General features: G+C 36.5%; 24 protein-coding genes and 6 pseudogenes. 18 read left to right on the top strand and 12 right to left on the bottom strand.

What is annotated here, in order from left to right; translation table 11 throughout:
• Nucleotides 1–11 precede the first annotated feature (11 nt).
• The 5 genes from ACEWFH_RS14250 to ACEWFH_RS14230 form a co-directional block, all read right to left on the bottom strand.
• Nucleotides 12–188 carry a hypothetical protein gene (locus ACEWFH_RS14250; protein WP_473724512.1) on the bottom strand — a complete coding sequence of 59 codons (177 nt, stop codon included), beginning with the start codon at nt 186–188 and terminating at the stop codon, nt 12–14.
• 105 nt (nt 189–293) lie between these two features.
• The gene (locus ACEWFH_RS14245; protein ID WP_473724511.1) at nt 294–1,196 is read right to left on the bottom strand and encodes a ClpXP adapter SpxH family protein; all 903 of its coding nucleotides are present in this window, start codon (nt 1,194–1,196) and stop codon (nt 294–296) included.
• Nucleotides 1,180–1,593 (bottom strand): globin domain-containing protein, encoded by a 414-nt coding sequence (locus ACEWFH_RS14240; RefSeq protein WP_473724510.1) that lies wholly within the window; start codon nt 1,591–1,593, stop codon nt 1,180–1,182. Before ACEWFH_RS14240 ends, ACEWFH_RS14245 begins: the two co-directional genes overlap by 17 nt.
• Nucleotides 1,594–1,725: 132 nt before the next feature.
• Nucleotides 1,726–2,406 (bottom strand): lytic transglycosylase domain-containing protein, encoded by a 681-nt coding sequence (locus tag ACEWFH_RS14235; RefSeq protein ID WP_473724509.1) that lies wholly within the window; start codon nt 2,404–2,406, stop codon nt 1,726–1,728.
• A 157-nt stretch (nt 2,407–2,563) separates the two neighbouring features.
• Nucleotides 2,564–3,151, bottom strand: a complete 588-nt coding sequence (locus ACEWFH_RS14230) for a CYTH domain-containing protein (protein WP_473724508.1) — start codon at nt 3,149–3,151, stop codon at nt 2,564–2,566.
• Nucleotides 3,152–3,488: 337 nt separating this feature from the next.
• Here ACEWFH_RS14230 and ACEWFH_RS14225 point away from each other — a divergent pair, with 337 nt between their 5' ends.
• The 5 genes and pseudogenes from ACEWFH_RS14225 to ACEWFH_RS14205 all read left to right on the top strand — a co-directional run bounded on the left by ACEWFH_RS14225 (nt 3,489) and on the right by ACEWFH_RS14205 (nt 7,103).
• Nucleotides 3,489–3,887, top strand: a complete 399-nt coding sequence (locus tag ACEWFH_RS14225; RefSeq protein ID WP_473724507.1) for a UPF0738 family protein — start codon at nt 3,489–3,491, stop codon at nt 3,885–3,887.
• The gene (yjbM, locus tag ACEWFH_RS14220) at nt 3,884–4,531 is read left to right on the top strand and encodes a GTP diphosphokinase (RefSeq protein WP_473724506.1); all 648 of its coding nucleotides are present in this window, start codon (nt 3,884–3,886) and stop codon (nt 4,529–4,531) included. Before ACEWFH_RS14225 ends, yjbM begins: the two co-directional genes overlap by 4 nt.
• Before the next feature lie 14 nt (nt 4,532–4,545).
• Nucleotides 4,546–5,339, top strand: a pseudogene (locus ACEWFH_RS14215) (NAD kinase).
• Between the two features lies 1 nt (nt 5,340).
• Nucleotides 5,341–6,234, top strand: a complete 894-nt coding sequence (locus ACEWFH_RS14210) for an RluA family pseudouridine synthase (protein WP_473724505.1) — start codon at nt 5,341–5,343, stop codon at nt 6,232–6,234.
• Nucleotides 6,235–6,371: 137 nt separating this feature from the next.
• Nucleotides 6,372–7,103 carry a sulfotransferase family 2 domain-containing protein gene (locus ACEWFH_RS14205; protein WP_473724504.1) on the top strand — a complete coding sequence of 244 codons (732 nt, stop codon included), beginning with the start codon at nt 6,372–6,374 and terminating at the stop codon, nt 7,101–7,103.
• Nucleotides 7,104–7,240: 137 nt separating this feature from the next.
• Here the strand turns inward: ACEWFH_RS14205 and prpE are convergent, their stop codons facing one another.
• On the bottom strand, nt 7,241–7,981 hold the full coding sequence (prpE, locus tag ACEWFH_RS14200) for a bis(5'-nucleosyl)-tetraphosphatase PrpE (RefSeq protein ID WP_473724503.1): 741 nt from the start codon (nt 7,979–7,981) through the stop codon (nt 7,241–7,243).
• 64 nt (nt 7,982–8,045) lie between these two features.
• Nucleotides 8,046–9,203, bottom strand: coding sequence for an FtsW/RodA/SpoVE family cell cycle protein (locus tag ACEWFH_RS14195; protein WP_473724502.1), 1,158 nt, complete (start codon nt 9,201–9,203; stop codon nt 8,046–8,048).
• Nucleotides 9,204–9,353: 150 nt separating this feature from the next.
• Between ACEWFH_RS14195 and ACEWFH_RS14190 the strand changes: the two are divergent.
• The 3 genes and pseudogenes from ACEWFH_RS14190 (at nt 9,354) to fabI (ending at nt 12,571) form a co-directional block, all read left to right on the top strand.
• Nucleotides 9,354–11,194: pseudogene (locus ACEWFH_RS14190) on the top strand (monovalent cation:proton antiporter family protein).
• A 342-nt stretch (nt 11,195–11,536) separates the two neighbouring features.
• A complete protein-coding gene (locus ACEWFH_RS14185) occupies nt 11,537–11,683 on the top strand; it encodes a hypothetical protein (protein WP_473724501.1) in 147 nt (48 codons plus the stop codon).
• Nucleotides 11,684–11,791: 108 nt separating this feature from the next.
• Nucleotides 11,792–12,571, top strand: coding sequence for an enoyl-ACP reductase FabI (fabI, locus tag ACEWFH_RS14180; RefSeq protein WP_473724500.1), 780 nt, complete (start codon nt 11,792–11,794; stop codon nt 12,569–12,571).
• 143 nt (nt 12,572–12,714) lie between these two features.
• Here the strand turns inward: fabI and ACEWFH_RS14175 are convergent, their stop codons facing one another.
• Nucleotides 12,715–13,089, bottom strand: coding sequence for a hypothetical protein (locus ACEWFH_RS14175; protein ID WP_473724499.1), 375 nt, complete (start codon nt 13,087–13,089; stop codon nt 12,715–12,717).
• 242 nt (nt 13,090–13,331) lie between these two features.
• Between ACEWFH_RS14175 and ACEWFH_RS14170 the strand changes: the two genes are divergently transcribed.
• Genes ACEWFH_RS14170 through ACEWFH_RS14160 form a run of 3 tightly spaced genes read left to right on the top strand, consistent with a single transcriptional unit; the run spans nt 13,332 to nt 15,282 of the window.
• Nucleotides 13,332–13,565, top strand: a complete 234-nt coding sequence (locus tag ACEWFH_RS14170) for a hypothetical protein (RefSeq protein WP_473724498.1) — start codon at nt 13,332–13,334, stop codon at nt 13,563–13,565.
• A gap of 58 nt (nt 13,566–13,623) precedes the next feature.
• On the top strand, nt 13,624–14,547 hold the full coding sequence (locus tag ACEWFH_RS14165; protein WP_473724497.1) for a glycosyltransferase: 924 nt from the start codon (nt 13,624–13,626) through the stop codon (nt 14,545–14,547).
• 15 nt (nt 14,548–14,562) lie between these two features.
• On the top strand, nt 14,563–15,282 hold the full coding sequence (locus tag ACEWFH_RS14160) for a glycosyltransferase family 2 protein (RefSeq protein ID WP_473724496.1): 720 nt from the start codon (nt 14,563–14,565) through the stop codon (nt 15,280–15,282).
• 175 nt (nt 15,283–15,457) lie between these two features.
• On the opposite strand, the gene ACEWFH_RS14155 is transcribed toward ACEWFH_RS14160, so the two are convergent.
• Both ACEWFH_RS14155 and ACEWFH_RS14150 read right to left on the bottom strand, forming a co-directional pair.
• Nucleotides 15,458–16,054, bottom strand: a complete 597-nt coding sequence (locus ACEWFH_RS14155; RefSeq protein WP_473724495.1) for a glycosyltransferase family 4 protein — start codon at nt 16,052–16,054, stop codon at nt 15,458–15,460.
• A complete protein-coding gene (locus ACEWFH_RS14150; protein WP_473724494.1) occupies nt 15,972–16,514 on the bottom strand; it encodes a hypothetical protein in 543 nt (180 codons plus the stop codon). Before ACEWFH_RS14150 ends, ACEWFH_RS14155 begins: the two co-directional genes overlap by 83 nt.
• 175 nt (nt 16,515–16,689) lie before the next feature.
• On the opposite strand from ACEWFH_RS14150, the pseudogene wecB reads away from it, so the two are divergent.
• From wecB to ACEWFH_RS14125, 5 genes and pseudogenes are all read left to right on the top strand, one after another.
• A pseudogene (wecB, locus tag ACEWFH_RS14145) lies at nt 16,690–17,780 on the top strand (non-hydrolyzing UDP-N-acetylglucosamine 2-epimerase).
• Nucleotides 17,773–18,758: pseudogene (locus ACEWFH_RS14140) on the top strand (polysaccharide biosynthesis protein). Before wecB ends, ACEWFH_RS14140 begins: the two co-directional pseudogenes overlap by 8 nt.
• Nucleotides 18,759–18,763: 5 nt before the next feature.
• Nucleotides 18,764–19,060: an NAD-dependent epimerase/dehydratase family protein gene (locus ACEWFH_RS14135; protein ID WP_473727308.1), complete on the top strand. Its 297-nt coding sequence runs from the start codon at nt 18,764–18,766 to the stop codon at nt 19,058–19,060.
• Nucleotides 19,057–19,569 carry a sugar nucleotide-binding protein gene (locus ACEWFH_RS14130; protein WP_473727307.1) on the top strand — a complete coding sequence of 171 codons (513 nt, stop codon included), beginning with the start codon at nt 19,057–19,059 and terminating at the stop codon, nt 19,567–19,569. The genes ACEWFH_RS14135 and ACEWFH_RS14130 overlap by 4 nt, the downstream gene beginning before the upstream one ends.
• On the top strand, nt 19,566–20,435 hold the full coding sequence (locus ACEWFH_RS14125; RefSeq protein WP_473724493.1) for an NAD-dependent epimerase/dehydratase family protein: 870 nt from the start codon (nt 19,566–19,568) through the stop codon (nt 20,433–20,435). Before ACEWFH_RS14130 ends, ACEWFH_RS14125 begins: the two co-directional genes overlap by 4 nt.
• A 134-nt stretch (nt 20,436–20,569) precedes the next feature.
• On the opposite strand, the pseudogene ACEWFH_RS14120 reads toward ACEWFH_RS14125, so the two are convergent.
• A pseudogene (locus tag ACEWFH_RS14120) lies at nt 20,570–21,825 on the bottom strand (glycosyltransferase family 2 protein).
• A 205-nt stretch (nt 21,826–22,030) separates the two neighbouring features.
• A complete protein-coding gene (locus tag ACEWFH_RS14115) occupies nt 22,031–22,723 on the bottom strand; it encodes a sulfotransferase domain-containing protein (RefSeq protein ID WP_473724492.1) in 693 nt (230 codons plus the stop codon).
• Nucleotides 22,724–22,909: 186 nt separating this feature from the next.
• Here ACEWFH_RS14115 and sat point away from each other — a divergent pair.
• A pseudogene (gene sat / locus ACEWFH_RS14110) lies at nt 22,910–24,039 on the top strand (sulfate adenylyltransferase).
• Between the two features lie 22 nt (nt 24,040–24,061).
• Nucleotides 24,062–24,667 (top strand): adenylyl-sulfate kinase, encoded by a 606-nt coding sequence (gene cysC, locus ACEWFH_RS14105; RefSeq protein WP_473724491.1) that lies wholly within the window; start codon nt 24,062–24,064, stop codon nt 24,665–24,667.
• Nucleotides 24,668–24,681 lie beyond the last annotated feature (14 nt).

Here is a 24,681-nt window from a genome sequence, read left to right as displayed (position 1 = left end):
GTTATGTTGTTTTATCCGATTCGTCTAAGTTTTGATCGATAGTTATAGCAAAGAGTTGTTAAGAGTACCGCGATAAAGAGGCTCGGTACAGCAAGAAGTTTTGGTGCCATATTTAATAGAGAGAGCACAAAAAAATAAAAACTCCCTGCTAATGAAATAAGGCTTACGATAATCATAATCAAATACATGTGATTTCTCCCTCCTTTGTACATGTTTATTCATGGGAAGGGAGGATATGCAAGCACGTCCTTAATGACTTTTTTGAAATCCATAAAAAAACCCGCTTCAACGATTCAGCGGGTTGGGACGTATCTCCAAAATGTACCGTATTTTACTGGGACTCGTTCTACTTTTTGCTGCAATACAAGACGTTTTAATCTCTTTTCTGCTTCTTCACAACTAATTTGATAAACCACAGAAACTTCCTTAGTTGCAACAAATGAATACATGGAAAGAAATTCTTCAAGTTCAGGAAGAGGAGAAGGCTCCAATGGCACACCTGACATTTCTTTAAGGATTTCTACATAAACGTCGTATGAATAGCAGCCTGAGATTTTAATTCCATCGTCATCTGTTTTGTCGTTAAATACAATGAGCGTAGGAATTTGTGTAACGTCCATCTCCTGAGAAAATTTCAAATCACAGCGCAGTGCTTTTATAGTCGCTTCAGATGACAGATCACTCAAAAATTCTTCTTCATCCAAATGAACAGAGCGAGCGATCTCTAACAAAACCTCATCGTTTCCGATGTTTTGTTTGTTTAAAAATAGATTTTCCCTTAGTTTTCTTAAAAACTTCATTCCCTGTTGCTTTCCTTGTAGCTCTGCAGCTTTTATTGCTAGTGTTGCCTTGTGTGGAGCAGAGATTGGGTTTTCCAGCCACACATCTCCATCACAACTCATTCCGGAAAGAGAAGCTGTTTTTTCCCACTTTTCAGCAATCTGTTCAGCGCTGTTTATTCCTTTTTTTCGAGGTACATACGTATTAAGTGATTCCAGGCTGCCGCTAACAAAATGGCGTAATGTAAAATATTTACCGTATTGAACTTGTAATTTTTTTAGAACAGGCTCTAATGACCAGCATTCTGGGCATAGCGGATCGATGACAGAATAGATTTCCAATGGCTTTTGACAGGCATGGTTTTTATTGTTCTCTAGATCGTCGTAAAAGGAATTGGAATTATACAGTGTCAGCATTCTCGCCCCTTTCTGAATCCTCAGTATTAACCATATGGTAAGCAGTCATTTTTAATCGGCTTAACAAAAAGTTTTGTAATTCAGGCTCTAGCTTATGAATCGCCATCGCTCGTTCCATACACGCAAGCCAAGCTTTTGCATGCGAATTTGTAATAGGAAACGGCATATGACGCATCTTGAGCATAGGATGTCCATGTTCCTCCGTATATAGTGGAGGTCCGCCAAAAAACTGACTTAGAAATTGAGTTTGTTTATAAGCAGTCTCCGTAAGGTCGTCAGGAAAAAGTGGGGACAGCAAAGAATCTTGTCCGACCAAGCTATAAAAAGTGGTCACAAGCTTCTTGATGCCTTCTCTTTCTCCTAAAAGATCGTATGGTGTTTTTGTTTCGTCAAACATGGTGCAAAAGCTCCTTGCGTCAATTTGTAATTTTATTGTAGCAAGGTTCATGAAGAGTAAGCAAACAATATGAATGTCTAAGAGTGTACGACAACTTAAAGTGTAATTAAAAAACCCTCAAATGTTTGAGGGCTAAACGAACGTTTGATACGTATTCATTATTTTCTTTACATAGGCAATCGTCTCTTTAAAAGGCGGAATGCCATTGTATTTTTCAACGTTTCCAGGGCCAGCATTATAAGCCGCAAGAGCAAGCTGCTTGTTGCCATCATATTTATCTAGCATCATCTTTAGGTACTTTGTCCCTGCTTCAATGTTCTGTACCGGATCGAAAGGGTTTGTAACACCAAGAGATTTTGCAGTTGCTGGCATTAGTTGCATCAGACCTTGTGCACCTGCATGACTTTGTGCAGTAGGTTTGAAATTGGATTCATGCTTAATCACTGATCTAATTAAGTTAGGGTCGACTCCAAACTTACCTGCTGTTTTTTGGATCAGTTCATCCAAATTTTTTGACGGTATATTTAATTTCTCTGATGAAAAGCTTGAAACGGCGAAAGAAGATGGTTCAGGCTGTGAAAATGAAACATTTGCTCCGAACGGTAATCTAGAGTTTGTGTAAGTACTATTGTTTTGCAGCTCGGTTGAGTTATTATTCAATCCTGCCTTCGAAAATACTTCCTGTAACAAAGCAGCAAAAGGGCTTTCATTGGATTGGAGAGATCCTGATGCAGACGGGGCAGACGCAGGGTTAACGTTCAACTGCTGCAATGCCTGTATTTCCATAAGTGCCTTATATGATTGGATATTCAAGGAAAATCCTCCTTAATTTGAAATGCTGAAATGACCGTTTAGTCCCGACCAGCACATAATCACCTGACCAAGATACGGTATTTGTATCTAGGGAAGGGGAGAATGTGACCTCGAGGGACTGGTCATTGAAGCTAGACAATTAATGCTGAAATGACGCTTAACCTTTAGTGCTTCTGTTACTTTCGGAAAAGAAACGAGCAATCTTGCTTTCTGTAACACGGTCTGGTATTTCCTTTTCGTCTAACAAATCATTAAAATTTTTCAGTCCAACCTTATAATCGGCAGATTCATACTCAATTTCATAGTCGATTTTACCTAAATAGTGATTTTCATCTAAAACCAGCAGTCCGTCTTTGTAAGGAAACTCTGCGCGAAATGTTGTGAGCTCTCCTAAAAATGTAATCTGGGATACATTGATACCTAAATTCTTAATAACATCGGATACAGCACCATCAGGCAGAGTTTTCCCTTTTAACAAACCGTCAAAAATATCTTTGGAAAGTTTCTGATGAGTTTCTAAAATATGTTCTTCAAACTGCTGTTTTAACGTAAGTGTGTATCCCTCTTTCTTCATACGTACTCGTAAGGCACTTTTATGCTGTTTCAGCTTAAAATCCTCAGTATCGAAATAATAATTGGTTTGTTTATTAAAATCATTCTCGTTGACCACAAACTCATGAATGAGCCTTAAAAACTCTTCCTGCGTTAGCAAGTTTTTAAATTCAATTTCTATTTCTTGAGACATTATTTATCCCCCTAGATTCCTTTAATATTGGCTCTAATCTTAAAGATGTTTGTTATGAGTTATTTTGTTAGTTACTTCATTGACATGTTGATTGGAGTGTAGGGTGTGAGACTCCTCGAAAATGAAAAGCACATTTTCTTCGTGCGATGCGACGCTGCCGAAGCCTTCCTTGTCCTGCGGTACAGGCGGGCAGTCCGAAAAGTGGAAGTGGCTCGTTCAGTCCCGACCAGCAAAAGGTAAATCAAACTCATTATCTCATAGCGATTCTTGCTTCTCAATTTCTTAATAAATTTCTATTTTGTGTTACACTAATAGGGAAGAAACAGGAGGTTTTAACATGATGCCACTACGAATGAATGTGCAGTCAACTGCATGGAAAGAAAATAAACTAATACTGCTTGTACAAAGTGAATTCAGCAAAGAATTATCAAAATGGAAAGACAGCGAAAGAATGCTAGTAGATTCTGATGGTTTAGCATTCATTTATGTACTTGAGAGCGAAGAAGGATTTATTTATATCTCAATCGATAATAATCACTGGAATGAACTGAAAAACGGTCTGCAAAAAGAAGCTGATTTCGTTGTTCAAAATGAAAAAGGAGAAGAGCTCGAACTATCTGCTTTCTCTAGAGAAATGGAATTTTTAACTGATAACATACAAGGTAACGCAAACTATGGGCAACAAATGGAGAATGAAGTGATAAAGGTTTTTGGAACTGAGGAAGAAGCGCAATGAGCATGGACTGGGAAGCACTATTAATTCCTTACAAGCAAGCTGTAGATGAACTGAAGATAAAGTTTCGCGGGATCCGGGAACAATTCGAAAAATCAAATCAGCATTGTCCGATTGAGTTTGTTACAGGAAGAGTGAAACCCATCAAGTCGATCGTGAACAAAGCTTATCAAAAGAATATTCCGGATAACCATCTTGAGAAGGAAATTCAAGATTTAGCAGGTCTTCGAATCATGTGTCAGTTTACAGATGATATCAAAACAGTCATTAATCTTCTTCGTCAGCGTAATGATTTTACGATTGTAGAAGAAAGAGATTATATCACGCACAAAAAACCAAGTGGCTATCGATCATATCACCTTGTCATCGAGTATCCTGTTCAAGTTTTAGATGGAGAAAAGAAGATTCTCGTTGAAGTTCAAGTACGTACGCTTGCTATGAATTTTTGGGCAACAATCGAACACTCTATGAATTATAAGTATCAAGGGCAAATTCCTGAAGATATTCGTCAGCGTCTGCAAAGAGCTGCTGAAGCGGCAAATCGTCTGGACGAAGAAATGTCTCAGATCAAAGGGGAAATTCAAGAGGCACAGCTCGTGTTTTTAGAGCGAAATGATAATTCCAATGAAACCAATCTAGAATCATAAAGGATGGAGAGAGAATGAAATTTGCCATCATATCAAAAGGCGATAGCAAATCCAATATTCTAACGGGAAAAATCCGTTCATATTTGGAAGAATTCGAGCTAGTCTATGAAGAAAAAGAACCTGAAATCGTCATAACAGTAGGTGGTGACGGAACATTACTTCATGCTTTTCATCATTATGTGCATAGAATTGATCAAACTGCATTTGTTGGTGTTCATACAGGTCATTTAGGTTTTTTCGCTGATTGGCTCCCTGAAGAGGTGGAAAAGCTCGTTATACATATCGCCAAGACACCTTTTCAAATCGTAGAATATCCACTTTTAGAAGTAACAGTTAGATATATAGATGGAATTGATGAGAAAAGATATCTAGCTGTTAATGAATGTACAGTAAAAAGTGTTGAAGGATCTCTCGTAATGGACGTTGAGATTAAAGGGAGAGATTCGAAACGTTCCGTGGAGATGGGTTGTGTATTTCAACACCATCTGGAAGTACCGCTTACAATAAGGCACTCGGCGGGGCTATTATTCATCCTTCTTTGGCATCCATTCAACTATCAGAGATGGCTTCAATAAACAACCGTGTATTCCGAACGATAGGTTCGCCGCTCGTACTGCCGCAGCATCATACGTGTATTTTGAAACCTGTGAACGATGTGGATTTTCATATTACGATCGACCATCGATTTTTAGTTCAGAAAAAAGTAAAGTCGATTCAGTACAGGGTCGCAGAAGAGAAAATTCGATTTGCTAGGTTTCGGCCATTTCCTTTTTGGAAAAGAGTGAAAGAGTCATTTGTTGGAGATTAATATGGAAAATTTTAAAATCACTTGGACTGTTGAAGAAAAAGAGGCTCCCGTTCTTTTACGAGACTATCTAAAAACGAAAGAAATTTCGAAAGCAGCGCTGACCGATATTAAGTTTCACGGCGGCGCTCTTTTTGTGAATAAAGAAGAAGTAACGGTAAGAACGCTCTTAAATAGCGGAGATGAAGTAACTGTCTGTTTTCCACCTGAGACGAAAAGTGAAACTATGGAAGCAGAGAATATTTCAATTAACATCGTATACGAGGATGAACATTTTTTAGTGGTAAATAAACTTGCTGGTATGCCAACGATTCCGTCTCTGTACCAACCAAAAGGATCACTTGCTGCAGCAGTGTTATTTTACTATCAAGAAAAAGGAATACCGGGTACGTTTCATGCTGTAAATCGTTTAGATAAGGACACCTCAGGAATTGTTTTAATAGCTAAACACCGCTTTGCTCATTCTCTTATGTCAAAGCAACAGATTAATAAGTCTATTAAACGAGGTTACATCGCTTTTGTACATGGAAAAATAGAAAACCTAGAAGGTACAATAGATACCCCCATTGGAAGAAATCCTGACAGTATCATTGAAAGAATGGTTAGGGAAGATGGACAGCATTCCATCACTCATTATGAAAAAATAGATTATCATCCTGATCGTGATTTTTCAGTAGTTAGACTTAAGTTGGAGACGGGAAGAACTCATCAAATTAGAGTTCATATGGCATCGATCGGCCACCCGCTTTTAGGAGATGATTTGTATGGAGGCCGATTGAACCTCATTAATCGCCAAGCGCTCCACAGTGAACGAACGATCTTCACACACCCATTTACCGGTGAACAAATAAAATTAGAAGTAAGTTGTCCAAAAGATATGAAGGATTTGTGGAACTAGCACAAATCCTTTATTTTTTGGTTTTAGGCTTTTAGAATCCAAGCAAAAAGAACAAGCCCTTCATCTACTAATAAATAAGGAGTGAATATATGAAATGAATATGGATAAAAAAACGCACTGAAGTAATTTTAAATTTAATGGATCCTATTATTCCGTTATATCATAGCAGTTTCCCGATCGTTTTGTTCTGGAATCCCAAATGTGGTTGCACTTCATTAATGAAATGGTTTTTCTTTCAAATTGGCCAGCTTGAACAAGCTAGTGGGTATTCAACATGGATTCATGCATACCGCGAAGAAGTTTTTGAAAAACAAAGACATTATACAACGATCGTAAAAAATGAATTGCGTCATGGAAACAAAACGACATATAAACTTGTTAGAAATCCATACAAAAGAGCAGTGAGTTCTTATTTTGCAGTGTTAGCAGTTCCTTCTTTATTGGAACAAATTGCTCCAGGAAAACCAGAAGGTATTTCTTTTAAACAATTTTTATACCGAATTCGAGCAATTGGAGTAAAAAGAAATAAAATAAATCCCCATATCTCTCAACAATACAGTGATGGTGAAGAACTTATCATCGATCACTATTTAAAATTGGAAAATTTCACAGAAGAACTTAGATCCTTAGAAAAGATGTTTGGTCTTAAAACAGCCCCGCTAAATCAAATGTCTTCATCAAATCATCATAATAGTCAAAGAATGAACTTAGAAGTGACAAACTCCTATGCAAACATAAACATGAAGCCCTTTCTATTAAAAGACATTCCATCATACGAGAATTTTTATGATAATGAGACGATCGCGATTGTAAAAAATTTATATGCTGATGATTTTAAAAAGCTGGGGTACAATCCTAACAATTTATAAATAGGCTGAGTTGGTGAGAAACCAACCACTCAAAAGCAAAAAATAATGCCAAGAGTCAAAAAAGAGTGTAGTTTAAAATTTATCTACCTCTCTTTTTTATTGGCTGTTTTCTAAAGAATTGTTGCTTATATTCATTTTTAATCATCAAATGAGCGAAACTTTTCAGGTACAAACGGAAGCGACGAAGGTACACTTACCGACTCAAGCTCTGGATATCTTAATGCACTTAATTTACCGCCAAACACACAGCCTGTATCAATATTCCACGTGTTTTGAATATGACGGACTGCTTCAACCGGTGTATGTCCATAAACGATGGTAATCCTGCCAGAATGTTTTTTTGCCCAATCTCTTCTAACAGGTGTTCCATCAGGATTGGTTTCGCCAGATATGTCTCCATATAGGACAAATGTTTTTACTTTATTATGCGTCTGCCCTACATAATCTTCACGTATTCCAGCATGGGCAACGACTAACTTCCCATCATCAAGATGTAAATAAAGGGGTGCATTTTCATAAAGGTCACAAAAATGATTCCTAATTTCTTTTCTTTTATCCTGACTAAGTGCTTTTATTTCAGCTACAGTCGTTTCTAGTCCGTGTTTAATCTGTACATTTCGCCCTAAAAAGTATCGGTATAGTTTGTTGCAGTGGTTTCCAGGTGTATAAAGGGCAAGATCATTTTGTACAAGCTTGTAAACATGTTCCATAACTTTTATGGACTCAGGCCCACGATCCATTAAATCTCCTAAGAAGACAAGTTTACGGCTATCATTATGTACGGGCAGACCATTTTTCCACTCGTATCCTAATTTTGACACTAGCTCACAATACTCTTTATAACACCCATGAATGTCACCAATAATATCGTATCTCATAATTTCACCTCATCCCCAATAGGATACTTCAAAGGTAAAGAAAAACACCTGAAAAAATCAGGTGTTATTCAAACATGTATTTTACAGTTCTAGATCGAACATTTAGAACGAGACCGAATGCGATCATACATGCGAGTACTGAACTTCCTCCATAACTGATAAACGGGAGCGGGATACCAGTAATCGGCATCACTTGAATGTTCATACCAATATTTTGAAATACTTGAAAGGTAAACATTCCAATTACACCTGCACAAAGGTAACTTCCAAACGCTTCATTGCTTTCGAGGGCTGTGTTAATCATTCTGTAGACCATTAAGAAAAAGAGTGAAATAACAAAGCTTGTTCCTACAAATCCAAATTCTTCACCGATGATTGAAAAAATAAAGTCAGTTTGTGCTTCTGGCAGATATACAGAGCCTTCTGTAAATCCTTTTCCAAACAGCATTCCGCTTCCAATCGCAAGCAGTGCGTTTCTCGTATGATATCCTGCATCTTTATGTCCATATGGATCAAGCCATGCGTAGAATCGGTTAAGCTGATATTGATCTAGGATATGATCTACGAAAAATTGTGGGAAGGTAAAATATATCCAAACCAGGATTGATATGAACAAGATAAAGGAAAGAATAAGAATAAGTATAATTCTCCATCTAATTCCTGACACAAGTAGAAGGCTACCGGTGATTGCCATGAAAACAAGGCTCGTACCAAGGTCAGGCTGCAATAACACTAGAAAAGTAGGAAAACCAGCGATTACAGCAATTTTTCCGAGCAATAATAGGTCTTCATGAATTGTACGAATAATATACTTTTCATTGTGTGTTGCAATCGTATTAGCTAAGGCTATAACGAGTGCCACTTTAACAAGTTCTGATGGCTGAAGTGCAAAAGGTCCAAATCTGTACCAACTTTGTGCACCATTAATGTTTGGAACAATGCTTTCTGGTGCAGCAAGAATACCTAATAGCAATATGATCCCAAGTCCATAAAGATACCAAGATAACTTTCTGAACTGATCAAAGTCTAACACCATGACTCCGATTACAGCAATTCCACCGATAATGTACCATACGATTTGTTTTATTACGAAGTTGCTGCCGTATTGATCCATCATCTGTGCACTATAGATCGCAATACAGCTTGAGATGACCATTAAGAATAAAATAAACAAAAGATTGTAATCGAGTTGCTGCCATGGAGATTTATGGTTATTTTGCATGTGGAATCGACTCCTTAAAGTAAAACAATAACATGTATTATCTTACCGAAAAACAGAACGTTTGCAAATCATTTTGAGCACAATCGTTTGACATTTCTTTTTCTGCTTTACTATAGTAAACCAATAATATATAGAAACTATGGAGGGATTATGGAAGAACATGCATCTTTTGCTTCGTTAGTGATCGTCATTCTTACAGCATTTTTTGTTCCTATTTTGCTAAACAAATTTCGCTTAAGGGTTATTCCTGTTGTAGTCGCAGAAATTATTGTCGGGATCATATTAGGAAAAAGCGGTTTTGATATTGTTCATTCAGACGCTTGGCTTGAAATCTTATCTGTACTTGGATTTATCTTTTTAATGTTTCTAAGCGGTCTTGAGATAGATTTTAGTATATTTGCAGGAGAATCTAATTCAAAGAAAAAGAATGTAAAAAAAGAGCCAAACCGTCTTGCTGTATCGAGTGTGATTTTTCTATTTATTCTCATTCTCTCTTATGGTTTATCTCTATTGTTTGTATGGGGTGGGTTTACGGAGAGTGCGCTCTTCATGACACTAGTAATCTCTACTATTTCTTTAGGTGTGGTAGTACCAACGCTAAAAGAAGAAAAGTTATCGAAAACCACGATCGGCCAAATTATATTATTAGTCGCTGTTATCGCGGATCTTGTTACAATGATTCTTCTTGCTCTATTTGTTTCTATGGAATCAGGAGATCCAAGCCGAATGTGGCTATTGCTTATTCTTTTCGCTGCAGGTGTTCTTCTGTATTTTGTCGGAAAGCAAATAAGACACCGTTCTTTTCTTGAAACGATGTCTAAAGGAACGATTCAGCTTGATACAAGAGCAGTATTTACGTTAATCATCGTGTTAGTCGGACTATCTGAATCGGTTGGTGCTGAGAATATATTAGGAGCATTCTTAGCGGGAGTTTTAGTTTCGCTTCTATCACCTAATAAGCAGCTTGTTCATAAGTTAGACTCGTTTGGGTATGGCTTTTTAATTCCTATCTTTTTTGTAATGGTAGGGGTGGAGCTGGATATTCGTTCAATTTTTGCTGATTCAAAAGCATTGGCATTGATTCCTTTATTGCTCTTGGCTCTGTTAATCTCCAAATTCTTGCCTATTCTATACCTTAGAAAGTGGTACGACTGGAAAACCGTAACGGCAGCTGGATTTTTGTTAACGTCAACACTTTCGCTTGTTATTGCCGCTGCTAAAATTGGAGAACGAATTAAGATTATTGATGCACGTACATCATCAGCATTAATCTTAACAGCCGTTATAAGTGCGATTATTACACCGATATTCTTTAAGAAGTTCTTCCCTAAAAAAAGGAAGAAGAAGCAGCAAAAGAACAGCTTGTGTTTGTCGGTGCAAACCAATTTACGCTGCCATTAACTACAGAATTAGATCAAACTCGTTTTGAATTTAGAATGTATCACACAAAACAAGAAGAGAAAGATCAGAAACAGCTAGAAAGCTTTAATATACGTGAACTTGAAAATTACGAAGCAGATACTCTAAAAGCATCTCACGTTTTTGAAACAGATGTAATTGTATTTGCAACAGGAAACGATAAAACGAACGAAAATCTTGCGCTCCTTGCAAAAGAGGAAGGAGTACAACGAATCGTTGCTCGTATTGAAGACCCTATTAAAAGAGATGCACTTAAAGAAGAAGGGGTAGAAGTTTATTCTGTTTACTTCTCGTCGCAAGTTTTATTAAAAGCTTTAATTGAAAATCCTGCCGTTGTCGATATCCTTACTACATCAGATAATAGTTTGAACGAGATTATCGTTTCGAATAGTTCGTACCACCGTACAGCATTAAGAAATTTCCCATTCTTAGGTGATAGTATCATCGTACGTATCTATAGAGGGAAAGAGTCAATCGTTCCACATGGTGATACGGAGATTCTTTTAGGAGATAAGATGGTTGTAACAGGAAGCAAGGAACAGATTCAACAAATGAGACAAATACTGAGTTAAGGTCCATTAAAAGTGCTGGTTAAATGCCAGTGCTTTTTATTTTTCGTTTTTAATTAGGTTCATGTCTACTAATGACTTCTCATTTATCTATTTGTAAACTTCATTGAAAGTTGATTGGAGTGTAAGATGCGAGACTCCTGCGGGACAGGTGGGCAGGTGAGACACTTAAAAGTGAAACGTTATGAATGTGGCTCACCGCCTGCCCCGCGGAAAGGAAGCATCTGAAACGGAAATCAACTGCTTCATTGTTCTCTCTCAAAACATCAAATTTTGCAAAACAAGCCTTATTTTTTGAATATATGAGCATGCTAAATATAAACAAAAAAGGAGCTGAAAATAGTTATGCAGCCAGTTGTTCATTGTCCTAAATGTCATAAAATGCATGATTTAAACCATGAGATTTTGATCGCTCAATCTAATCAAAACGTTATCTATCGCTGTGATTCGTGCGGTTACGAAGTGAAAAATATTCAGACTAGTAAAGGTTAACTAGTGAATTTCCCCATTGTTTCTGTTATACTAATTAGGACTTGGTACTAATAACAATTACTAATTTATAAAAATCTTAAAACCGAAACAATTGGGAGGAATGCTTTTATGTATCAACTATCACTAGAAAACAAGACGTTTGTTGTAATGGGTGTAGCCAATAAAAGAAGTATCGCATGGGGAATCGCACAATCTCTATCAAATGCTGGTGCACGATTAGTTTTTACATATGCTGGTGAAAGACTAGAGAAAAATGTTAGAGATTTAGCAGAGTCTTTAGATCGAAATGATTCAATCGTTCTTCCTTGTGATATTACGAATGATGATGAAATTAAAAACACGTTCGCTCAACTTAAAGAAGAGGTAGGAGTTATTCACGGATTAGCACACTGTATTGCTTTTGCGAACACAGAAGAGCTTAAAGGAGAGTACTTGAACACTACGCGTGAAGGCTTCCTACTTGCTCATAATATTTCTTCATACTCTCTTACGGCTGTAGTGAAAGAAGCTCGTTCATTAATGACAGAAGGCGGAAGCGTTGTAACCCTTACTTACCTCGGTGGAGAAAGAGTTGTCTCCAACTACAATGTAATGGGTGTCGCGAAAGCTTCACTGGATGCAAGTGTGAAGTATTTAGCAAGTGATGTTGGAAAAGACGGAATCCGTGTAAATGCGATCTCAGCTGGACCAATTCGTACACTGGCTGCAAAAGGAATCGGTGACTTCAATTCCGTATTAAAAGAGATCGAAGAAAAATCACCGCTTAGAAAAGCTAATACACAAGAAGAAGTAGGAGACGCAGCACTATTCTTGATGAGTGACTTAGCACGCGGAATTACAGGAGAAATCCTTCACGTGGATAGCGGATATAATACAATAGCACGCTAATAAAGATGAATAGACAAAACCCCGAATGCTCTCAATGGGATTCGGGGTTTTTTCGTGTCTTGGACTGTATCCTATTCTCATCAGTCCTATTTTAAGTTGTGGCTGTATCCTTTACTCTTCAGCCTAGTGGAGAGTGTAGTGGATTACAGTGCTGATGGCGCGCCGCCGCCGTTGCGTTCTGGAACACAAATGATTCCACAGATGCAACGACAATCTAGTACGATTGTGCGTGTTTCGTTACCAGTTTGACGGAATGAAAAGACTGCACAGCAAGTTTCAGGGTCGAAACTTAAAACAGTAAAGTCAGTTGCTTGACCTGGTGCAACGCTAAGCGGTTCTTGAGCACCTTTTAGTACAAGTTGAACTACTTGTTGCTGTCCCATTGTACAGAAGTTACCGTTCATTCTAGCGTTAGCAAGCTGGTTTAATAGTTCACACACACAGCCACCGCACTTAGATTTCGTTGTGCCAGCTGTATTGCCATTGCCACAACATGAGCCATTATTAAATAAACTCAATGTATTTCCTCCTTTGAAATAGATACATGTACCTGATTTCTCTCAGTTATCAGGTTAATATACTATATGGGAGTTTGTACGAATTGGAGATAGGGTATTAAACCATTTTTTCTTTAAATAGGCAGTTGCTTCTATAGTCCATTTTTTAAAAGAAAGACGTTTGTCCAAACCAAAATCATTGACAAGAATATATTAAAGTAGGGCTTATATATTGCCCAATGTTTTAAGGGAGTGTTCTTTCAATGTCAGTTTATTTTGGTCCGTATCGTTACTTCTTCGTTCAATTATTTCAATCTCAGCAAATCATTTCTGAAGTGTTCCTTCTAAACTCTAACCAACCAGCAGGTACACCTGACTTAACAGGTGTAAGAGTAGCAGAAGTTGGCGGAGACTATGTTGTATTTTCACAAGCAGGTTCAGCAGGAGCTACTCGTTCTTACGTGCCTCTTAGCCAAATTTTGTTAGTTGAACTATAAAAAAGAAAAACTCCATGCATCTGCATGGAGTTTTTTAAATAGAAAAAAGGAGATAGAGATGAACAAGATTAACCTTCTCTTTATTACAAAAGACCGTTCACTGCAGCTAGAAAGAAGCAGTTTTTATTTAGAACTCGAGCTCGCTAAACTTACCAACTTAACAAAATGGCAGTATGACGGAAACATTCACGATATACTAAATCAGCTTTCAATAAAACCCGATTTTATTCTCTTGAATGATTACAAACCTGAATACAGACCTTTTATAAGAGGTTTAAAGGATTTATCAATTCCTCATGGTACGTTAATGCATGATCTGCATTATAAGTTATCGAAACGGGATTTTTTGATTCATCAAGAAAAACCAGCACTCATCTTTTGTCATTATAGAGACGCATTTAAAAAGTGGTTACCTGACCATGTAAATCGACTTGTTTGGTTTCCTCATCATGTTCCAGACCAAATATTCCACCCCTATTCCGTGCCTAAGGAGATTCCGCTTTTATTAATTGGAGCCACTTATCAACATATATATCCATTTCGACATCGCCTTGTTCAGCATTTTAAAAAAGATCCTCGATTTGTTCACCCTGCACATCCGGGTTACGGAATTGTAAGAAAAGAGTTAGCTGGTAATCGGTATGCTGAGACAATAAGCAAAGCAAAAATCTTTCTAACCTGTGACTCTATTCATCATTTTCCGCTCCTAAAATATTTTGAAGTACTAGCTTGTGGTACTTTGCTTGCCGCTCCCTCTTCACAAGAATTATCTGATTTAGGTTTTATAGATGGAAAGACATTTGTGACCATAAATGAATTAAATTTTAAGCAGAAAGTAGAATATTTCTTAGCTAATGAGGCTCATCGGAACCAAATCGTCCAAAACGGATTACAATTAATTAAACAAAGACACACAACCAAGATAAGAGCGAAAGAGATGGTTCATACCATTAAACAGTATTTACAAAATAAAAAAGGATAAGGAGAGATTTATTCATTGATCAAAGTATCCATAGTGATTCCCTTTTATAATTGTCCCTACATCCATAAAGCGATTGAAAGCAGTTTAAACCAAACCTATAAGAATGTTGAAGTTATTGTTGTAAATGATGGATCTACCGTTCACAATGAAAAAATCGCTCCATACTTAAATAGAATAAAATACATTGAAAAAGGTAATGGTGGTACTGCTTCAGCGCTAAATACAGGCATTCGTCACGCTTCCGGTGATTATTTTGCCTGGCTTAGTTCCGATGATCTCTATCATCCTACCAAAATTGAAAAACAGCTAAATTTTATGAAAGCTAATCAAGCAGTCGCAAGCTATTCAAACTTTAATGTAATAAACGAACAGGGATCGATCGTATTTCATTCACAAGGTCAGGGCTTTCCAAGCCAAGTTCAATTTTTAAAACGAATGCGTCGCGGCTGTGTAATAAACGGATGTACAGTCATGTTAAAAATGGGTGTCTTTAAAGAGTGTGGACTTTTCGATGAAACATTACTCTACACCCAGGACTACGAATACTGGTTAAGAGTCCTTTCTAATTATAAATTTCATTATTATCCGGAAAGCCTCGTTAATTATAGAATACACAGCAACATGGGAAGCAAAAAACATAAAATTGAAATACGCAAAGAATTGCTAAAAACGATTCAGCGTCACATCAGCAAAATGAATGAGCTTATTAAAATTGCCATTCAAAAAGGGTTGTAGAATAAACATAAGAAAAAAGCCGCCAAGTATGCGAGCGGCTCTTTCTATGCAGTTCTTCTCTATAGGGTCTTTTTCAAAAAGATTGTTATTGTTAAACCTCATTTTTATTTTATTCTATGACAGTTAAACGAAAATCAACCTCTTTCAATAACAACAAGGTTTACAAAAAAAGCTTCTATTTTAAAATCTTTAAAAACTCTTGTGCATACGTCTCTAAATTAAAAAGAGATAAGCGGTTTAATGCCTGATTAATGATCTGAGTTCGCAATGCTATATTGTCTGTTAGTTCAGTTCCTTGTGCAACGGCAGATGCAATATTTCCATTGATATAAAACTTGCCTGTCACATTATGCGTAATAAATGCCTTAACACCATCAGAATCAGAAGAGAGAACAGGACATCTGCAGCTCATCGCTTCAATGACCGCATAACCGAATCCTTCTACTTTGGAAGTCGATAATAAGAAACCTCCACTATCACCAATGATAGAAAAATAGTCTGCCATTTTTTTGTGAGGAATATTTGCGTGAATCGTTACTTGTTCCGTCAGCTTATATCTTTGTAATAGATTATAAAACCTTGATTTCTCATTTGGGCTGCTAAGTGTATCATCAATAAACATCCAAAACTTTGTGTTTGGTTTCCTTTTGATAAAACGCATGGCAAACATGAGAAAATCATCCCAGTTCTTATTCAGTTCTAATCTCCCTACCCAGCCAATAACTGGATAAGTCAGGGGGATTAGAATGATAACAGAATTCAGTGGTATCAAAACAATTGTGAAAACAATACTTTGGAAAAGATGGATAATGTAATTCTACTAAGCTCATTAAATGGTCAGTTTTAGGGAGCAGAATGCCGTTTGAGTCTTTTAATAGGATTGGTTTCGCTTGTGTCAGGATTTTCTCTGCATTTTTATAGCTGCCTAATCCTTGAATTTCATAAATAAGCTTGCCTCTATATCCCAAATTTCGAATTCGTTGAAGCATAGTAAAGTCTGAACAAACGAAGATCGCATCAAAATTCTTAGCTAATATGGTTTTTATTTCTGAATCCTTATTTGTTATATAGGTAGGGATCTGCGATATGTTTTGCATACCGGTTCCGTTTTGTAAGTATAATAAATGACACTCTATACCATGACTGGTTAATGATTTACAGCGCTGGCGGTTTAATGTTTCCATACCGCCGCTTGGTAAATAAAAAACAAATAGAATTTTACTTTTTGCCATACTCTAGCTCCTTTAACCCTTATAAGCCATAGTATGAATGAAGTGAAAAGTTGTTCTAAGGTCGTCCTTTTAAAGGGCGCCTTTTTTTATTAATAGGGTAGGGGTCTAGTCCACATAACAGGTACAATCATAGTTTAATATATAGTTTTAATTTTAATTAGAAAGGAGAGTTTCATTGAAAATAGTAACTATTCTTGGAACACGACCAGAGATCATTCGTTTAAGTTTAATCATAAAAAAACTTGATATATTAGCAGATCACCATATTTTGATTCATACGGGTCAAAACTTTACCCCATCGTTAAATGACGTGTTTTTCCAAGAGTTTCAACTTAGAAAACCAGACTATGTTTTAATGAAACAGCAATTTTCTTTCGGAAACCAAATTGCACATCTGTTTTCAGAGCTAGAAAAGATCCTGTTACATGAAAAGCCTGATAAGGTATTGGTACTCGGAGATACGAATAGTGCTCTTTCTTCCATTGTAACTGAAAGGCTTAACATACCTGTTGTTCACATGGAAGCGGGCAATCGTTGTTTTGATCTTAGTGTACCAGAGGAAAAGAACAGAAAAGTTATTGATGCCATATCGACTTTCAATCTCCCGTACACAAAGTACAGCAGAGAGAACTTAATAAGAGAAGGAGTTCCTTTAAACCGAATTATGGTTTCGGGTAATCCAATTTATGAAGTGTTAACCAAATATGAGGATTCAATTGATAACAGCAAGATATTAGAACGATTAGGAATTACAGCAAGAAATTATATGCTAGTTACAGCTCATCGTGCAGAAAACGTGGACAATCACGTTCATTTAAAAGAAATATTAACAGGTTTAAATTTAGTTGCGGATCATTTCCAAATGCCCGTTGTTTGTTCGATCCATCCTCGTACGAAATCAAAATTTATCGAGAGCAAAAAGCTGAACATGCACCCGCTCGTACAATTTCATGAACCATTTGGCTTTTTTGACTTTGTAAAGTTAGAAAAGAACGCATTTTGTGCCTTAACAGATAGTGGTACTGTGCAGGAAGAATGCTGTTTATTTCAGGTGCCAACTGTAACGATGAGAAACAGTACAGAACGTCCAGAAACGGTTGAATGCGGAAGCAACTGTGTATCTGGAGTATCAGCTAAACAGATTTTATCTTCTGTTAAAGTAATGACACATAAAGAAAAAAATGGTCCATTCCAGAGGGATATGATGATTTGAATGTTTCAGATCGAGTCGTAAAGTTTATTTTAGGAGGAAATAGTATTGTTTAATAAAAGAATTTTAATTACAGGGGGAACAGGTTCTTGGGGACACGAACTTGTCAAACAGCTTCTGCCGAAAGAACCTAAGGAGATCATTATTCTTTCTCGTAATGAAGCAAGCCAGGTGGCTATGCAAAGACAATTTGATTATAATCCAAAGCTCACATTTATGATCGGTGATATCAGGGATAAAGATTCCTTGATGAGAGCAAGTGAGGGTATAGATTATATTTATCATCTTGCAGCATTAAAGCATGTTCCTATTTGTGAACTGCAGCCTTATGAAGCAATGAAAAGCAACATTCAAGGCACACAGAACGTAATTGAAACGGCCATTTATCATAAAGTAACAAAAGTAATTTATATTTCAACTGATAAAGCAGCAAATCCTTCTAATTTATATGGAATGACAAAAGCGATCGGCGAGAAATTAATCATTCATGCGAACCTGTTAAGCAAGCATACCCGTTTTGTTTGTGTAAGAGGCGGAAATGTATTAGGGACGAACGGAAGCGTTATTCATGTATTTAAAAGTCAGATTAAGAATAAAGGTCAAGTAGGAATAACGGATTTTGAAATGACTAGATTCTTTTTAACGTTAGAAGAAGCGATCAGCTTATTGTTTAAGGCAACATATGAAAGTGTAGGGGGAGAGATCTTTGTTATGAAGATGCCTACATGCAAGATTACAGATTTGGCACAAGTTCTTATTGATGCGTCAGGGGAAAAGGGAGTAACCATGGTTGAACTTGGGAAACGCCCAGGGAGAAGCTGCATGAGATCCTTTTATCTGAATATGAGAGTGCAACAACTGTATATTTTGACAGTGAGTATTTTGTTATCTTACCAACGATTGATATCGAAGGTTTGAACCAACATTATGCTTCCTATGAGAAGGTTGAACTTGAGAGCTATAGTTCTGAAAAGGACTTAATGACTAAGGAAGAGATCCATCAGATGCTTGTTGAGGGTGGTTTTCTGAATTGAAAATAATGATTTTAGGGGCTAATGGGATGGCAGGCCATATGATCGCATCCTATTTTAAAGCAAACACACCACACCAGCTGCTCCTTACTTCTAGAGATGGAACAGAAGGCCATATTATGCTAGATGCTACGAATTTAAATCAAATTGAAGAAGTCATACAATTAAATAAGCCAGATCTTATTATTAATTGTATCGGACTTCTTAATGAGTATGCCGCCTTTCATCAAAGAGATGCAATTCTTGTAAATAGCTTACTTCCTCACGAACTAGCAAGACAACTCAATGTGTATGGGGAAAGCTGATTCACATTAGTACGGATTGTGTTTTTAGCGGACATGAAGGAAACTACAATGAAGAGTCCATCCCAGATGGATTAACGATGTATGCTAAAACGAAGCAACTCGGTGAAATTAAAACAAATCCTCATTTGACCATTAGAACATCCATTATCGGACCTGAATTAAAAAATGGCATCGGATTATTTCACTGGTTTATCAACCAAAAAGGGATTATTAAGGGATTTACACATGTAAAATGGAACGGTGTTACCACGTTAGAACTTGCCAAATTTATTCATCACACGATTGATCATCCTCTCTCAGGTTTGTATCATTTAACCGCTCCTGAAACTCTTTCCAAATATGAACTCCTGAATCTCATAAAAGACATTTTTCAAAAAGATGACGTTGATATTATCCCACACACCGAACCGCGATTAGACAGAACTCTTTTTAACTCCAGGATTGACTCTCATTATCGTGTTTTACCATATAAAAAACAGCTGCAAGAATTAAAAGATTGGTTGAAATGAGTAAAACCCTGCTTATTACGGGTGCTTCAGGTTTTACAGGGCAACATGCTTGTAAATACTTTTCGGAGAGAGGCTACAAGGTAATTGGAATCTCTCGAAGAATAGAATCATCTTCCAATTATGAGATGGAAATATGCGATCTTTCAAACCAACAACAAATAATCGAGGTTATAAAAAAGCATAAACCTGATTTTTGTTTGCATCTTGCGGGGATTAATTCTGTAGCTCAGTCATGGTTAGATCCACGCTCTGTTATTGATAGCAATGTACTAGGAACTTTTCATCTTCTTGAAGCAATTCGTTTAAATGTTTTGAACTGCAGAACGATTATTGCAGGCTCTGCTTTATCTAACTCTAACCATCCATACGCGGTGAGTAAAAATATACAACAGCAATTATCCATTGAGTGGGCAAAAGTGTTTAACCTTCATGTCGTAACCGTTAGATTATGCAACTTAATTGGACCTGGGCATTCTTCAGGTATTGTTTCCTTATTAGCAAAACGGATCGTAAAAATGGAAAAAGAAAAGCAAGCTGAAGGAATTAAGCTCACTCATTTGTTAAATGAACGAGAATTTCTAGATGTAAGGGATGCTGTTACTGGTTATGACATTCTTTTCAAAAAAGGAGAGGCGTTTTCTGTTTATGAAATTGGTTCAGGAAGGAAAACAGCTTTAAACGACGTTTTATCGATTTATCAATCATTAACACAATTAGACTTGGTATATTCATCATCACAACCAGAACCTGACAAATCACCTGAATTAATGGATAGCAGCAAGGTCAGAGAACTCGGTTGGAATCCGAGTTTTACACTTAAGGATTCTCTATATGATACTCTCTCTTTTTCTAGAGAAATCAATTAGTCTGAAGCTAAACAGAGTGATTTTGACCACTTATAGTAGCTAACAAATAAAAAAGGTGTTCCAAACAAATGGGACACCTTTTTCGCCGTGAAAGGAAGTAACTCAAAACGTTATCTAACTACACGGGACCATTCTTATTTTTTAATTCGCTTATGATACAGAGCCATGTTTAAATAGTGGCTATTTCCTTGTTTACGGTTTTTATGAAATAAGTGATATTCAATTGGTTCTGTAAGAGTTTTGAACTCTTTAGAGATCGAATTTAATTTATACATGACAGCATAAGGTAAATGGGGTGTTAAGGAGTATTTGCCATAATTTTGTCCGGATATGATAGATCCAGGAATTAATCGATTACGGCGTTCGAGCCAGTTCTTATGGTTTGACAACAACATTTCAATGTTTGATGGTAATGCTTCCAGTTTTTGAACCATAATTTGCAGTGCTTGGGGATCTAGCCAATCATCACCGTTCATAAATAATACATATTCGCCTATACAGTAGCTTAGAGCAATTTCTAATGTTTTTGCTCGGCTCCTGTTTGCTAATAACAAGGGAACCATACGTGATTCGTGGATTTTGTGTATGGAATCCGGAGAATGATCAGTAGAACCGTTATCGATAACAATCAGTTGAAAGTCTTTAAACGTTTGGCTAATAACGCTTTCTATGGCGTACTTAACGGTTTGTACATGATTGTGTGAATATAGGATAACGCTTACTTTAGGAATTTGACCAGTTAATTTTCTAACATCAATGCTGCTTGCCATGCTTTCCATTGTTAGTTGTTCAGGTGGAATGTTTGTTGTTAGAGCATACCTACCATTGAAACGATATTCCATTATATATTCACGCAATAAAACAAAATCTCCATGCTGTAATAAACGAATCCAAAAGTCATGATCTTGTACGTTCGGAAATTTATTGCGATAGCCTCCTGCTTTATTAAAGGCGTCTCTCGTAAATAGAAACGATGCACCAATAAAACAGTTTTGAAAGATCTCTTCTCTCTTTCTCGTCATAAAGTACTCTACATAATCGTACCATGCTTTTGAATAGGTAATGGGTGTGCCATTCTGATCAATTCTTCTATAAAAAGAATATACTAAAACCGTTCCTGGCTTTGCTTGATCCATTGTGACCACTAATCTTTCCAAGAAATTAGGATCATGGCGATTGTCACTAGAGATCCAAGTGAAATATGGACAATCTTGTAAAAGTTTAAATCCTTGGTTTAAGGTGGGGGAAATACCGAGGTTTTCTTTTCTATCGATAATTACAAATGGTATTGTTAACATTTGGCTGGCTTCTTTACAGCTTTTACAGTTTCTTCATTTGGTCCATCCAATACGATGACAAGCTTGTAGTCACGGAACGTTTGATTTTCCATTGACTGAATACATTCAAAAATATACTCCCTTTCTTGATGATAGACGGGGAGCACAACTCCTACTTTCACTAAGGTTCCTCCTAAGAATCAATTACTCTATGAACTTCATAGTGCTTTTCTAGCATTGTATGCGGACAAAATAAATTTGGACATGGATATTCAGGCAAGAATTATTTATGAACCTCAAAAAGAAGAAGTTAGATGGTTACCAATCATTATTTTTTTCGTATCCTAATTGAATTAATAATTCTCCTGCAGATAATTTAAAAGCCTCTTTAATTTCATCATCAAACTCTTCACGCCAACTACCGATTTTTCCTTTTCTAAATGTTGCTGATTGCGACGGGTTGATATTATTTCGTATGGATTGAAGCATGATCTTCATTTGAAGTGGAAGTGTATCATTATAAAGAAATTGAATAATACGAGTAAATGTTTTTGTTTGGGTTTCCTCATCTGAAATTAGGTCTTCAAATTGAATAGATAGTACTTCAGGTTTGTGTAACCAGCCAATAAATGCTGAAAACCAATCCTTAATCCCAGGATGTATTAATATTGGCGAATCTATCCCATTAATAATGGTTAATAACCTTTCTTTATGTGATAGATTTTGTTTTACAAAATAGTGGAACAAAGGGGCATTCACTTTTTCAATATAATGGTTGTAGGAGACCAATACATCGCGAAGGTCTCTGTATAAAAAAATTTGTTTTATATTTAATTCTATCAATTTGTTTTCCCATACTTTTGAATAGTAAAGGTGGCCAGAAAGAAATTCGTTATCTTTTATACTTCTTATTGCTTGTTCTTGTTGGTCAAATTGATGAGGCAATCCTTCATATAAATGTTGGGATGGATCATGTTTTACATAAGGAAGACCAGTAAAGATTTGAAACATAAGATGGGTCCTGCTCTTTGGAAATGAATTAAAGAAAAATGGATCAAGTGAAACAGAACGGTCATTGTTTCTATTGTTTTTCAAAATATATCATCCTTTATTTTTGGCTCACAGAACCTTTTTAATCGACATACTATATTAATAGTTAGCAAATGCTAATTCACTAAAATTTTGAGGTGAAATAAGATGACCCTTCTTCCTCATGGTGGAAGTTTGATTAATAGGTTTCAATTAGATGCCGAATACAAACACATAAAATCATTTATAGAGATAGACCCAATCAGTTTATCGGACTTAGAGTGTCTTGCAATTGGTGCATTTAGTCCATTAAATTCATTTATGAGCCAAGCTGATTACTTGTCTGTTCTATATGATATGCGACTTGCTAACGGACTTCCTTGGTCTTTGCCTATTACTTTGCCAGTATCTGAACAAAAAGCAAAAGAAGTCATTAGAGTGAGTGAAGCTGTATTAATTTATGAAAATACGGTTTATGGAAAAATAGAAATTACCGATGTATACAAGCCCGATCATTCTTTGGAATCAAAGCTTGTATATGCTACAGAAGATTCTGCTCATCCCGGGGTGAAAAATATAAAACAAAGAGGTGACTGGTACGTCGGTGGGCGTATTACGATGCTAAAAAAACCTCCTCGTAAAGTAGCTCCACATTATTATATAGATCCACTGATTATGAGAGAACAGTTTAAAGCGAAGGGGTGGGAAAAAATTGTTGCTTTTCAAACTAGAAATCCCATTCATCGTGCACATGAATATCTTCAAAAAACAGCTCTTGAACAGATGGATGGTCTTTTATTACATCCATTAGTTGGAGAGACAAAACAGGATGACGTTCCTGCACCAACTCGAATGAAATCTTACGAAGTACTACTCGAACATTATTATCCAAAAGAACGGGTCCTTTTAAGTACTTTTCCGGGATCTATGAGATATGCAGGACCACGTGAAGCGATCTTTCATGCCCTCGTAAGAAAGAATTATGGCTGCAGCCACATTATTATTGGAAGAGATCATGCTGGAGTAGGGAACTACTATGGACCGTATGATGCTCAAAATATATTTAACAAATTCAAAAACGAAGAGTTAGGTATCACCCCAGTGTTCTTTGAAAATAGTTTTTATTGTACAAGATGTAATACGATGGCAACGGTGAAGACCTGTCCTCACGATGAAAAGGACAGATTAATATTGTCGGGAACAAAAGTAAGGGAAATGCTTAGGGAAATGAAGCAATTCCACCAAATTTCAGCAGACCTGAAGTGATTTCAATTTTACGAAATCATTACGCTGAATAATGTATGATAGGAGGTTCAATTATTGAATCAAAAAGATAAAAATATAACGTGGCAGAATATGAATGTATCAAAGGAAATGAAACAAAAACTTCATGGCCATAAAAGCTTTGTACTTTGGTTTACAGGCTTATCTGGATCAGGAAAGTCAACTGTAGCGTCAGAAATTGAACGTATTTTCTACAAAAAAGGACTGTCTACGATTTTGCTTGATGGTGACAATCTCCGTCATGGATTGAATCAAGATCTAATATTCTCTGAAGAAGACAGGAGAGAAAACATTAGAAGAATTGGGGAAGTTGCAAAACTTTTTGTAGATAGCGGTGTCATTGTGTTAGTTGCTGCGATTTCACCTATTGAAGCAGATCGTCAAGCTGTTAGAAGTAAATTTGGTAATGATGAGTTTATAGAAATCTATGTAGACTGCAGTCTTTCAGCTTGTGAAAATAGAGATCCAAAAGGGCTTTACAAAAAAGTTAGAGAAGGACTTATTCCTAATTTTACGGGTATTTCTAATCCATATGAAGTGCCTGTAAATCCAGAAATAGTGATTCAAACAGAGTCTATGGGTATTACAGAATGTGCAGTAAAGGTTGTAGAATATTTGATTAAACACCAATATGTGACGTAATCGAAAAGCTGCCA

The sequence above is a fragment of the Fictibacillus sp. EA-CB0309 genome (genome assembly GCF_055814265.1).
Note: the sequence above shows the minus strand (reverse complement) of the source record. Positions and strands in the feature narration are given on the sequence as shown.